Source organism: Enterobacter cloacae complex sp. (assembly GCF_900322725.1).
Lineage (GTDB): Bacteria > Pseudomonadota > Gammaproteobacteria > Enterobacterales > Enterobacteriaceae > Enterobacter > Enterobacter quasihormaechei.
In genome coordinates, this window is the sequence record NZ_LT991957.1 from 2,110,180 (window position 1) to 2,122,906 (window position 12,727).

11 protein-coding genes are annotated in these 12,727 nt (G+C 56.1%); 4 read left to right on the forward strand and 7 right to left on the reverse strand.

What is annotated here, in order from left to right:
• Positions 1-11 precede the first annotated feature (11 nt).
• The 7 genes from yidZ to rpmH form a co-directional block, all read right to left on the reverse strand.
• Positions 12-983, reverse strand: coding sequence for an HTH-type transcriptional regulator YidZ (yidZ, locus tag DBR02_RS10545; protein WP_063868605.1), 972 nt, complete (start codon positions 981-983; stop codon positions 12-14).
• On the reverse strand, positions 952-2,127 hold the full coding sequence (locus DBR02_RS10550) for an MFS transporter (RefSeq protein ID WP_063868608.1): 1,176 nt from the start codon (positions 2,125-2,127) through the stop codon (positions 952-954). The genes yidZ and DBR02_RS10550 overlap by 32 nt, the downstream gene beginning before the upstream one ends.
• A gap of 112 nt (positions 2,128-2,239) precedes the next feature.
• A complete protein-coding gene (mnmE, locus tag DBR02_RS10555; RefSeq protein WP_107534309.1) occupies positions 2,240-3,604 on the reverse strand; it encodes a tRNA uridine-5-carboxymethylaminomethyl(34) synthesis GTPase MnmE in 1,365 nt (454 codons plus the stop codon).
• 72 nt (positions 3,605-3,676) lie between these two features.
• A complete protein-coding gene (gene yidC, locus DBR02_RS10560) occupies positions 3,677-5,320 on the reverse strand; it encodes a membrane protein insertase YidC (RefSeq protein WP_003861138.1) in 1,644 nt (547 codons plus the stop codon).
• Between the two features lie 2 nt (positions 5,321-5,322).
• Positions 5,323-5,580, reverse strand: coding sequence for a membrane protein insertion efficiency factor YidD (yidD, locus tag DBR02_RS10565; protein WP_001307474.1), 258 nt, complete (start codon positions 5,578-5,580; stop codon positions 5,323-5,325).
• A complete protein-coding gene (rnpA, locus tag DBR02_RS10570; RefSeq protein WP_006808764.1) occupies positions 5,544-5,903 on the reverse strand; it encodes a ribonuclease P protein component in 360 nt (119 codons plus the stop codon). Before rnpA ends, yidD begins: the two co-directional genes overlap by 37 nt.
• A 16-nt stretch (positions 5,904-5,919) precedes the next feature.
• The gene (rpmH, locus tag DBR02_RS10575) at positions 5,920-6,060 is read right to left on the reverse strand and encodes a 50S ribosomal protein L34 (protein ID WP_000831330.1); all 141 of its coding nucleotides are present in this window, start codon (positions 6,058-6,060) and stop codon (positions 5,920-5,922) included.
• A gap of 637 nt (positions 6,061-6,697) precedes the next feature.
• Here rpmH and dnaA point away from each other — a divergent pair.
• From dnaA to gyrB, 4 genes are read left to right on the forward strand one after another with little or no spacing between them, the layout of a single operon-like run.
• Positions 6,698-8,092 carry a chromosomal replication initiator protein DnaA gene (gene dnaA / locus DBR02_RS10585; RefSeq protein ID WP_003861124.1) on the forward strand — a complete coding sequence of 465 codons (1,395 nt, stop codon included), beginning with the start codon at positions 6,698-6,700 and terminating at the stop codon, positions 8,090-8,092.
• A 4-nt stretch (positions 8,093-8,096) separates the two neighbouring features.
• A complete protein-coding gene (dnaN, locus tag DBR02_RS10590) occupies positions 8,097-9,197 on the forward strand; it encodes a DNA polymerase III subunit beta (protein WP_003861122.1) in 1,101 nt (366 codons plus the stop codon).
• The gene (gene recF / locus DBR02_RS10595) at positions 9,197-10,270 is read left to right on the forward strand and encodes a DNA replication/repair protein RecF (RefSeq protein ID WP_107534311.1); all 1,074 of its coding nucleotides are present in this window, start codon (positions 9,197-9,199) and stop codon (positions 10,268-10,270) included. The genes dnaN and recF overlap by 1 nt, the downstream gene beginning before the upstream one ends.
• Positions 10,271-10,298: 28 nt before the next feature.
• Positions 10,299-12,710 carry a DNA topoisomerase (ATP-hydrolyzing) subunit B gene (gene gyrB / locus DBR02_RS10600; protein WP_063452049.1) on the forward strand — a complete coding sequence of 804 codons (2,412 nt, stop codon included), beginning with the start codon at positions 10,299-10,301 and terminating at the stop codon, positions 12,708-12,710.
• Positions 12,711-12,727: the final 17 nt, after the last annotated feature.

The following is a 12,727-nucleotide window of genomic DNA, read 5'->3' on the forward strand; positions in this document are numbered from 1 at the left end:
TTTACATTATCTTAGGCAAAAACCTGACCTGGCGCGGTATACAGGGCTTTTATGGTTTCGCGCAGCCAGATAATTTTCGGATTATGGCTGTTCCGCTTATGCCAGATGAGCGTGAAGGGGACAGTCAACTTTTCTGCTTGTGCCTCATCGATAGGAATGGGAAGGCAGACCAGTTTACGCTGGTGGAGTTGATTATAGTGATGGCAGTAGTAAGGCGCAGTGGCAATGCAGTTGTGGTCCGGCTGGGCCGCCACAAACATCGACTGTTCAAAGCCGGGCAGGCACATGGCGACGTTGCGCTCGCGGCCCATCTCCTTTAGCACCTCATCAAGCGCCCAGGTGTCGCTGCGCTCCCAGAAGATGCTGATGTGCGGGTAGCGCAGAAACGTCTCGAGGTTCCACGCTTCGCGAAGTGCCGGATGGTCTTCTCGCAGATAGACGCACGGACGGTCGCTGAACAGGATTTCGTAGTCAATAAACCACGGCATCAGCTTCAGCAGCTCGCGGGAGCGCGGGTGCGTTTCGCGGCCGGTAAAACCGAGGTCGACCTCCCCGCGCGTAATGGCGTCCAGCGAATCGTAATCCCACTGGCGCAACTTCACCGTCGCCTGCGGGTAGCGCTGATTCACCTGCTCCAGCAGGGTGTTAAAGCGAATCAGCATCAGCGGCGTTTCGGCGGCAAGCACAAACTTGAGCCCGCCAGGAGAGCTATGGTGAGATTTATCGACGATCTGATTGCCAATCTGCATCCAGTCGGCCAGGTCCTGCTCCAGGCTCACCGTCAGCGGCGTGGGCAGTAGTCCTAAAGGCGTTTTCACAAACAGCGGATCGTCGAACCAGTCGCGCAGCTTCGCCAGCGATTTACTCACCGCGGACGGCGTCACGTTCATCCGCTTCGCGGCTTTGGTGACGCTGCGCTCCTGCAACAACAGTTGCAGGCAAAGTAAAAGATTAAGATCGAGACTGCTGATGGGCTTCTTCATAGTGCGCCGCGGGCTGGATGACCATAAGTAAGATAATGCTAAGTATGCTACAGCCAATCAGCACCCCGATCAGCATATTCAGCGCGTGAAGGCCGATCACTGCCGCCAGCCAAATCCACAGCGACGAACCGCAGACCTGCGCAATGCCCAACACCGAGCTTGCCACGCCAGCCCGCAGTGAGAACGGGCCAAGCGCCTGACTCATTGCCACGCCGAAGCCGCCGGAGAATCCGGCGCAGATCAGGGTCATACTCACCAGCATCAGCGCGTGTGAGGTGGCGGTCGCCAGAATCACGCCGGCGGCGAGAAACAGCGTCTGTGAAGTGAGCATCATCGTGCGCTGGCGGAAAATATTGAGTGCAAAGGGCATCGAGAATGAAACCACCATGCTGACCATCGCATTGAGCGCCATCATCGTCGAATACTCACCGCGATCGAAGCCCATCGTTTCCATCAATAACACCGGGGAAACGTTTACATAGGTGAGGATCACCGCCACGCTGAGCGTGATGATGGTCAGGCGGCTCAGGAAAAAGCGATTCAGAAGCTTTTCAGCCGGATGAAAGGTAGCAGCGTGGTGCATCTGCTGCGAACCAGGATGGGTCTCTTTCAGCACCGTCACGGACAGAATAAAGACGATAGTGCCCATGGTGGCCATGGTCCAGAAAAGGCTCTGCCATGGAAATTTCAGCATGATCAGGTAGCCCACGACCGGCGCCAGCACCGGGATGATGCAGGTAATGCCGTTCAGCATCGACAGCACCCTGGCGCGGCGCTGGGCGCTTAAGGTATCGCGAAGAATGGCAAACGCCACCACGTAGCATCCACCCGCGCCAATGCCCTGAATAAAGCGCCCTGCCAGGAACATTGTGCTTTCCTGAGCCATTGAACACAGGACCGATGCCAGCGCAAAGATAACCGCACCCGTAATGGCGACGGGCTGACGACCGGCTTTATCCGCGATTTTCCCGGCAAACACCATCGACGACGCCATCCCCCCAAGGTAAGCCGAAAACGCGATGTGCAGCTGCGCCTCGCTGGCCCCCAGATCGCGGGCAATATGCGGTAGCCCTACCAGATACATATCAATGCCGGATGGATAAAGCAGAACGAGTGCAAAACTACAGAACAGAAAACGAGCCATAAATCCCCCATGGATGCAGGCATGCAGGATAGGGGGCATGGAGGGGATAAAGCGAGTTGCCATTTGGACAATGGTGATTTCCCGGGAGGAAATCACCCTGTACTAACGGGAATTACTTACCAATACAGAAGCTTGAGAAAATCCGTCCCAGCAGATCGTCTGACGTAAACTCCCCGGTGATCTCGCTCAGATTCTGCTGCGCCAGACGCAGTTCCTCGGCCAGCAGCTCACCAGCCCACGCGCCGATCAGCTGGGCTTTGCCCTGCTCAAGGTGGCGAGCCGCCTCTTCCAGCGCCTGCAAGTGACGACGACGCGCCAGGAAGCCACCCTCCATGCTGGTGTCGAAGCCCATGCTCTGTTTTAGATGGTTACGCAGGTCTTCCACGCCTTCCCCGGTACGGGCCGACAGGCGAATAAGTGAGTGACCATTCACATCGCTGAGGCCAAGCGTTTCGCCGGTCACGTCTGCCTTGTTGCGCACTACGGTGATCGGCAGTTTGGCAGGTAGACGGGCAATAAAGTCCGGCCAAATCTCTGCCGGGTCTACGGCGTCGGTCGTGGTGCCGTCTACCATAAACAGCACGCGATCGGCCTGCTCAATCTCCTGCCAGGCGCGTTCGATGCCGATACGCTCGACTTCATCGCTCGCATCGCGCAGGCCGGCGGTATCGATAATGTGCAGCGGCATGCCGTCGATATGGATATGCTCGCGCAGCACGTCGCGGGTGGTGCCGGCGATGTCGGTGACGATCGCCGCTTCACGGCCCGCCAGGGCGTTCAGCAGGCTCGATTTCCCGGCGTTGGGGCGTCCGGCAATGACCACCTTCATGCCTTCACGCAGCAGGCTGCCCTGGCGCGCTTCGGCGCGGACGGCATCCATATCGTTCATCACCTGGTTCAGCTGGGCTTCGATTTTGCCGTCAGAAAGGAAGTCGATCTCCTCGTCCGGGAAGTCGATAGCCGCTTCGACATAGATTCGCAGGTGAGTAAGTGCTTCCACAAGATGATTTACGCGTGCGGAAAACGCGCCCTGCAACGAGTTCAGCGCGGAGCGGGCCGCCTGTTCGGAGCTGGCGTCGATCAGGTCAGCAATCGCTTCGGCCTGCGCCAGGTCGAGCTTGTCGTTCAGGAACGCACGCTCGGAGAATTCGCCCGGCTTTGCAATGCGCAGGCCAGGCAGGGTCAGAATACGTTTTAACAGCAGGTCGAGGATCACCGGACCGCCGTGGCCCTGAAGTTCCAGCACGTCTTCGCCGGTAAAGGAGTTCGGGCCGGGGAACCACAGCGCGATGCCCTGGTCCAGCGGGGTGCCGTCGGCATCTTTAAACGGCAGATAATCAGCGTAGCGCGGCTTTGGCAGTTTACCCAGCACCGCTTCGGCCACCTCACGCGCCTTCAGGCCGGAGATACGCAGAATGCCTACACCACCGCGTCCCGGTGGGGTTGCCTGGGCGACGATAGTGTCGTTATGGCTCATGGTTGCTCTCGTTCAATACAAATAAAAAAGGCGGTCAATCGACCGCCCTTATTTTAGCGTTAACTTACCGAATCAGGACTTTTTCTTTTCGCGGCTATGCAGGCCACGTTTTTCCAGACCACGGTAAATCAGCTGCTGCTGGATGATGGTCACCAGGTTGCTGACGATATAGTACAGCACCAGACCTGACGGGAACCACAGGAAGAACACGGTGAAGATGACCGGCATAAAGGTCATGATCTTCTGCTGCATCGGGTCGGTCACGGTGGTCGGAGACATCTTCTGGATGAAGAACATCGTCACGCCCATCAGGATCGGCAGGATGTAGTACGGGTCCTGTGCGGACAGGTCATGGATCCACAGGGCGAACGGCGCGTGGCGCAGCTCAACGGAACCCATCAGCATGTAGTACAGCGCAAGGAAGATTGGCATCTGAATCAGCAGCGGGAAGCAACCACCCAGTGGGTTTACTTTCTCTGCTTTATACAGGGCCATCATCTCCTGGCTCTGACGCTGTTTATCATCGCCCAGACGCTCACGCATAGCCTGAATCTTCGGCTGTAGCATACGCATCTTCGCCATGGAGGTGTACTGCGCTTTCGTCAGCGGGTACATGATGCCACGAACGATAAAGGTGATAACGATGATGGAGAAGCCCCAGTTACCCAGGAAGCTGTGGATGAACTTCAGCAGCTTAAACAGCGGCTGAGAGATGAACCACAACCAACCGTAATCAACGGTCAGATCCAGGTGCGGCGCAACGGCAGCCATTTTGTCCTGGATTTCCGGACCGACCCACAGGGTGCTTGCCAGCTTACCGGTTTGACCCGGCTGTACCAGAACCGGCTGAGATTTGTAGCCGATGGCTGCAATACCGTTGCCGAGGTTCGCGGTGTAGAAGTTATTCGTACCGTCGTTGTTCGGTACCCACGCCGTCGCGAAATACTGTTGCAGCATTGCGACCCAGCCGCCTTTAGAACTGACGTTCAGGTTTTCGTTATCGGCAATGGTGTCGAATTTGTATTTCTCGTACTTGGTATCTGGCGTGGAGTATGCCGCGCCACGGAAGGTATGCAGCGCAAAGTTGCTGCTTCCGGTGTCACGGTGAGACGGCAGATTGATGGACTGCTTCAGCTGACCAAAGGTAGAGATTTCCAGCGGTTTCGCACCGGCGTTCTGCACGCTGTAGCCCACGTTCACCGCATACTCACCGCGTTTCAGGGTGAAGGTTTTGGTGAAGGTGTTGCCTGCCGCGTCGGTGTAGGTCATCGGAATAACCAGTTCGTTCTGACCATCAGCCAGCACAAACGTGTCGTTTTCGACGTTATACAGTGGACGCGCACCGTTAGCCGGGTTATCCGGGCCATCACGACCGGTCAGGCCGCTCTGTGCCTGGTAGATAAATTCAGGCGTGGTTTCCAGTAACTGGAACGGTTCGGTAGACTTCAGCTCTTTCGGGTAGGTCAACAGCAGCGCCTGCTCAACATCACCACCACGGGTGTTGATAGTCAGCTCAAGCACATCGGTCTTAACCGTAATCTGTTTCCCCTGGCCACTGGCCGGTACGCCCTGGTCGGCGGCGCTACCCGCTGCGGTGGTCGTGGTCTGCGTGGTCTGCTGCTGGGGTTGAGGATTTTTATCCTGCTCCCATGCCTGCCAGATCATGAAAGACACGAACAACAAAGCGATGATAAGAAGATTGCGTTGCGAATCCATCGTTAGTGTTCTCTGGTATCAAAGGGTCCTGGAGGGACGGGGTCGTCTCCACCTGGGTGTAAAGGGTGGCATTTTAATACGCGTTTCACCGTCAACCAACTGCCTTTTATCACTCCAAACCTGCGCAATGCCTCAATTCCGTAGCTTGAGCACGTAGGGGTGAAACGACAATGTGGCCCGAGTAGCGGACTAATCAGGCGTTGATAGACCCTGATAAGGGCTATCAGGACCCGCGAGCCAGGCGACAGTGGCGGCGCCATAATTTTTCCAACGCTTCCGAGAGAGCACGGTTATCGAGGTCGGCAACCCCTTTTTTAGCCACCACCACGAAATCCATAGAAGGCAGTTCGTGCTGACGTAAACGGAAGCTTTCACGCGTCAGACGTTTAATCCGGTTGCGTTCATGCGCACGCTTAACGTTTTTCTTGGCGACTGTGAGACCGATACGGGGATGCCCCAGCGAATTTTGGCGGCCGAGGATGGTGATTTGCGGCGTGCCAGCCCGTAATGGCTGCTGGAAGACGAAAGTGAAATGAGTGGGAGTTAACAAACGTAACTCCCTGGGAAATGCGAGCTTAACCACTCAGGGGTTAGCTTTATTACTTGGAAACGGTCAGACGAGCGCGGCCTTTAGCACGACGACGTGCCAGAACCTGACGACCATTTTTAGTAGCCATACGAGCACGGAAGCCGTGAGAACGGTTGCGCTTCAGTACAGACGGTTGAAAAGTGCGTTTCATGGCGATTTCTACCTAAACTTGAAAAAATTCATGACTTTTGCGGATGCCCGACCGAGTTTCGAATGACGGACGCCGAAGCCGTGGGTGATTAAAGAGGCCGGATTGTAATAATTGTACACTCCGGAGTCAATTCTCTTTCCTTATTTCCCGCGTATTTCCGCACGATTTCGCGTGGAAAATGAGCAACGGACGACGCAGGAAGATGAGCATCACGCGCCGGGTCGAGGATTATACGGAGTCATCCACAAAGCGCAAGGATCGTCCCGGATCTTCGTTAGATCATTTAAGCCAAAAATCGTCTGTGCTCATTAAATTTTCCAATATGCGGGCTAAATCGCGGGGCACTCGCGTCAGGATCGTTTACACTTACCCGATTCCGGATCATCCTGTGGATAAATCGGGAAGAATCTGTGAGAAACAGAAGATCTCTGGCTCAGTTTAGGCTATGATCCGCGGTCCCGATCGGGATCCAGCGATCCTGGTCGGGCATAAACACAACATCGTTCAGGTTGTATCAACGATAGCGTGTATAACCGCAGATAGCGGTTCGCACATCACCCTGATGGGGTCATGTCGATGTGCGCCAACAATCATGAATATTCAATAGTTTTCTTTTATTGTTCGAGTGGAGTCCGCCGTGTCACTTTCGCTTTGGCAGCAGTGTCTTGCCCGATTGCAGGATGAGTTACCAGCCACAGAATTCAGTATGTGGATCCGCCCGTTGCAGGCGGAACTGAGCGATAACACGCTGGCTTTGTATGCGCCAAACCGTTTCGTGCTCGATTGGGTAAGGGATAAATACCTTAATAACATCAATGGATTGCTGAACGATTTTTGCGGGTCAGATGCCCCACAGCTGCGTTTTGAAGTGGGCACAAAGCCGGTCACCCAAACCGTTCGTGAAGTTGTCAATGTGGCAGCCCCTGCACAGGCGGCGCCCGCTCCAGCGCCTCGCGTTGCTCCTGCTCGTCAGGGCTGGGATAACGTTCCGGCCCCCGCTGAGCCCACCTACCGCTCTAACGTGAACGTGAAGCACACGTTCGATAACTTCGTTGAAGGTAAGTCGAACCAGCTGGCGCGCGCGGCGGCTCGCCAGGTTGCTGATAACCCCGGTGGCGCGTATAACCCGCTGTTTCTTTATGGCGGCACGGGTCTCGGTAAAACGCACCTTCTGCACGCGGTGGGTAACGGCATTATGGCGCGTAAGCCGAATGCGAAAGTGGTGTATATGCACTCCGAGCGCTTCGTTCAGGACATGGTAAAAGCCCTGCAAAACAATGCGATCGAAGAGTTTAAACGCTACTACCGTTCCGTTGATGCGCTGCTGATCGATGACATTCAGTTCTTTGCCAATAAAGAACGATCGCAGGAAGAGTTTTTCCACACCTTTAACGCCCTGCTGGAAGGCAATCAGCAGATTATTTTGACCTCGGATCGTTATCCTAAAGAGATCAACGGCGTTGAAGATCGTCTGAAATCCCGCTTCGGCTGGGGCCTGACCGTGGCGATCGAGCCACCGGAGCTGGAAACCCGCGTCGCGATCCTGATGAAAAAAGCCGACGAGAACGACATTCGCCTGCCGGGCGAAGTGGCGTTCTTTATTGCCAAGCGCCTGCGCTCCAACGTTCGTGAACTGGAGGGGGCGCTGAACCGCGTTATCGCTAACGCCAATTTCACTGGTCGTGCGATCACCATCGATTTTGTGCGTGAAGCGCTGCGCGATTTGTTGGCATTGCAGGAAAAACTGGTCACTATCGACAATATTCAAAAGACGGTGGCTGAGTACTACAAGATCAAAGTGGCAGATTTACTGTCTAAACGTCGTTCCCGCTCGGTGGCGCGTCCGCGTCAGATGGCGATGGCGCTGGCAAAAGAGCTAACCAACCACAGCCTGCCGGAAATCGGCGATGCGTTTGGTGGCCGTGACCATACGACCGTGCTGCACGCTTGTCGCAAGATTGAGCAGTTACGCGAAGAAAGCCACGACATAAAAGAAGATTTTTCCAATTTAATCAGAACATTATCATCGTGACGCTATGAAATTTACCGTTGAACGTGAACATTTATTAAAGCCGCTGCAACAGGTGAGTGGCCCGTTAGGCGGCCGCCCAACGCTGCCTATTCTTGGAAACCTGCTGCTTCAGGTCGCGGACGGTACGCTGTCGCTGACCGGCACAGATCTGGAAATGGAAATGATCGCGCGCGTTACGCTGACTCAGCCGCACGACGCGGGCGCGACCACGGTTCCGGCACGTAAATTCTTTGATATCTGCCGTGGGTTGCCGGAAGGCGCTGAAATCGCCGTGCAGCTGGAGGGCGACCGCATGCTGGTGCGCTCTGGCCGAAGCCGTTTCTCCCTTTCCACGCTGCCCGCTGCGGATTTCCCGAACCTGGACGACTGGCAGAGCGAAGTTGAATTTACCCTGCCGCAGGCGACGATGAAGCGTCTGATTGAAGCCACGCAGTTCTCCATGGCGCATCAGGACGTTCGTTACTACTTAAACGGCATGCTGTTCGAAACCGAAGGTGAAGAGCTGCGTACCGTGGCCACCGACGGCCACCGTCTGGCGGTCTGTTCCATGCCGATTGGCGACTCGCTGCCGAACCATTCGGTGATCGTGCCGCGTAAAGGCGTGATTGAACTGATGCGTATGCTCGACGGCGGTGACACGCCGCTGCGGGTGCAGATTGGCAGCAATAACATCCGTGCCCACGTGGGTGATTTTGTCTTTACGTCGAAGCTGGTTGACGGTCGTTTCCCGGATTATCGCCGCGTATTGCCGAAGAACCCGGACAAAACGCTGGAAGCGGGCTGCGATATCCTCAAGCAGGCGTTTGCCCGCGCGGCCATTCTCTCGAACGAGAAATTCCGCGGCGTACGTCTGTACGTGAGTGAAAACCAGATCAAAATCACCGCCAACAACCCGGAGCAGGAAGAGGCAGAAGAGATTCTGGACGTCACCTACGCCGGGGCTGAGATGGAAATCGGCTTCAACGTCAGCTACGTGCTGGATGTGCTCAATGCACTGAAATGCGAGAATGTGCGCATTCTGCTGACCGACTCCGTTTCGAGCGTACAGATTGAAGATGCGGCCAGCCAAAGCGCGGCTTATGTTGTCATGCCAATGAGACTGTAATGTCGCTCACCCGTCTGTTGATCCGCGACTTTCGCAATATCGAAAGCGCGGATCTCGCTTTATCCCCCGGCTTTAACTTCCTGGTTGGCGCGAACGGCAGCGGCAAAACCAGCGTGCTGGAAGCCATCTATACGCTCGGCCATGGCCGGGCGTTTCGCAGTTTGCAGATTGGTCGCGTGATTCGCCACGAGCAGGACTCTTTTGTTCTGCACGGGCGTTTGCAGGGCGCAGAGCGGGAAACTGCCATCGGCCTGACCAAAGACAAGCAGGGCGACAGCAAGGTGCGCATCGACGGCACCGATGGCCACAAGGTGGCGGAGCTGGCGCTACTGATGCCAATGCAGCTGATTACGCCCGAGGGGTTTACTTTACTCAACGGCGGCCCCAAATACAGAAGAGCGTTCCTCGACTGGGGATGCTTTCACAATGAAGCCGGTTTCTTTAACGCCTGGAGCAACCTGAAGCGTCTGCTTAAACAGCGTAACGCCGCGTTGCGCCAGGTCACGCGCTACGTCCAGTTGCGTCCGTGGGACATGGAACTCATCCCTCTCGCGGAACAGATCAGCCGCTGGCGTGCCGAATACAGCGCAGGTATCGCCGAAGACATGGCCGATACCTGCAAACAGTTTTTACCCGAGTTCTCTCTCACCTTCTCCTTCCAGCGCGGCTGGGAGAAAGAGACGGATTATGCCGAGGTGTTAGAGAGAAGCTTCGAGCGCGACCGCATGTTGACCTACACCGCGCACGGCCCGCACAAGGCGGATTTCCGCATTCGTGCTGACGGTGCGCCGGTGGAAGATACGCTGTCGCGCGGGCAGCTGAAGCTCCTGATGTGCGCGCTACGCCTGGCGCAGGGTGAGTTCCTCACCCGCGAAAGCGGGCGACGCTGCCTGTACCTGATAGATGATTTTGCCTCGGAACTTGACGACGCGCGGCGCGGGCTGCTTGCCAGCCGCTTAAAAGCTACGCAGTCGCAGGTTTTCGTCAGCGCCATTAGCGCTGAACACGTTATGGACATGTCGGACGAAAATTCGAAGATGTTTACCGTGGAAAAGGGTAAAATAACGGATTAACCCAAGTTGAAATGAGCGAGAAACGTTGATGTCGAATTCTTATGACTCCTCCAGTATCAAAGTCCTGAAAGGGCTGGATGCGGTGCGTAAGCGCCCGGGTATGTATATCGGCGACACGGATGACGGCACCGGTCTGCACCACATGGTATTCGAGGTGGTAGATAACGCTATCGACGAAGCGCTCGCGGGTCACTGTAAAGACATCGTGGTCACGATCCATGCGGACAACTCCGTCTCCGTTACCGATGACGGTCGTGGCATCCCAACCGGTATTCACCCGGAAGAGGGCGTATCGGCTGCGGAAGTGATCATGACCGTGCTGCACGCAGGCGGTAAGTTCGATGATAACTCCTATAAGGTTTCCGGCGGTCTGCACGGCGTAGGCGTTTCCGTGGTAAACGCCCTGTCGCAGAAGCTGGAGCTGGTTATCCAGCGCGAAGGCAAAATTCACCGTCAGATCTACCAGCACGGCGTGCCTGACGCTCCGCTGGCCGTGACGGGTGATACCGATAAAACCGGTACCATGGTGCGTTTCTGGCCGAGCCTCGAAACTTTCACCAACGTTACCGAGTTTGAGTACGACATCCTGGCGAAACGCCTGCGCGAACTGTCGTTCCTGAACTCCGGCGTGTCGATTCGTCTGCGCGACAAACGCGACAACAAAGAAGATCACTTCCACTACGAAGGCGGTATCAAGGCGTTCGTTGAGTATCTGAACAAGAACAAAACGCCAATTCACCCGAATATCTTCTACTTCTCCACCGAAAAAGACGGTATCGGCGTTGAAGTGGCATTGCAGTGGAACGACGGTTTCCAGGAAAACATCTACTGCTTTACCAACAATATTCCGCAGCGCGACGGCGGTACTCACCTTGCGGGCTTCCGCGCGGCGATGACCCGTACCCTGAACGCCTACATGGACAAAGAAGGCTACAGCAAAAAAGCGAAAGTCAGCGCCACCGGTGACGACGCCCGTGAAGGCCTGATTGCCGTGGTCTCCGTGAAGGTGCCGGATCCGAAGTTCTCCTCTCAGACCAAAGACAAGCTGGTCTCTTCTGAGGTGAAATCGGCGGTTGAGCAGCAGATGAACGAACTGCTGAGCGAATACCTGCTGGAAAACCCGTCCGACGCGAAAATCGTGGTGGGCAAAATTATTGATGCGGCACGTGCCCGTGAAGCAGCGCGTAAAGCCCGTGAAATGACCCGTCGTAAAGGCGCGCTGGACCTGGCAGGCCTGCCGGGCAAGCTGGCTGACTGCCAGGAACGTGACCCGGCGCTGTCTGAACTGTACCTTGTGGAAGGGGACTCCGCGGGCGGTTCTGCGAAGCAGGGCCGTAACCGCAAGAACCAGGCGATCCTGCCGCTGAAGGGTAAAATCCTTAACGTTGAGAAAGCGCGCTTCGACAAGATGCTCTCTTCTCAGGAAGTGGCGACGCTCATCACCGCGCTAGGCTGCGGCATTGGGCGCGACGAGTACAACCCGGACAAGCTGCGCTATCACAGCATCATCATCATGACCGATGCGGACGTCGACGGCTCGCACATTCGTACGCTGCTGTTGACCTTCTTCTATCGTCAGATGCCGGAAATCGTTGAGCGCGGCCACGTCTACATTGCGCAGCCACCGCTGTACAAGGTGAAAAAAGGCAAGCAGGAACAGTACATTAAGGATGACGAGGCGATGGATCAGTACCAAATCGCGATCGCCCTTGACGGTGCGACCCTGCACGCGAACTCCAGCGCGCCAGCGCTGGCCGGCGAGCCGCTGGAGCGTCTGGTCTCCGAGTTCAACGCCACGCAGAAAATGATTGGCCGCATGGAGCGCCGCTATCCGAAAGCGCTGCTGAAAGAGCTGATTTACCAGCCTACCCTGACCGAAGCCGATCTGAGCAGCGAGCAGGCCGTAACCCGCTGGGTAAATACCCTTGTAAGCGAGCTGAACGAGAAAGAGCAGCACGGCAGCCAGTGGAAGTTCGACGTTCAGCAGAACGCTGAACAGCAGTTCGAGCCGATTGTGCGCGTGCGTACCCACGGCGTCGATACCGACTACCCGCTGGAGCACGAATTTGTGACCGGTCCGGAATACCGCCGTATCTGCACCCTCGGCGAGAAGCTGCGTGGTCTGATCGAAGAAGATGCGTTTATCGAACGTGGCGAGCGTCGTCAGCCGGTAGCCAGCTTCGAGCAGGCGCTGGAGTGGCTGGTGAAAGAGTCCCGTCGTGGCCTCTCTATTCAGCGTTATAAAGGTCTGGGCGAAATGAACCCGGATCAGCTGTGGGAAACCACCATGGATCCGGAAAGCCGTCGCATGCTGCGCGTCACCGTTAAAGATGCGATTGCAGCGGATCAGCTGTTCACCACCCTGATGGGCGATGCGGTTGAACCACGTCGTGCGTTCATCGAAGAGAACGCCCTGAAGGCGGCGAATATCGATATTTAATCGTCGCTTTACGGCAA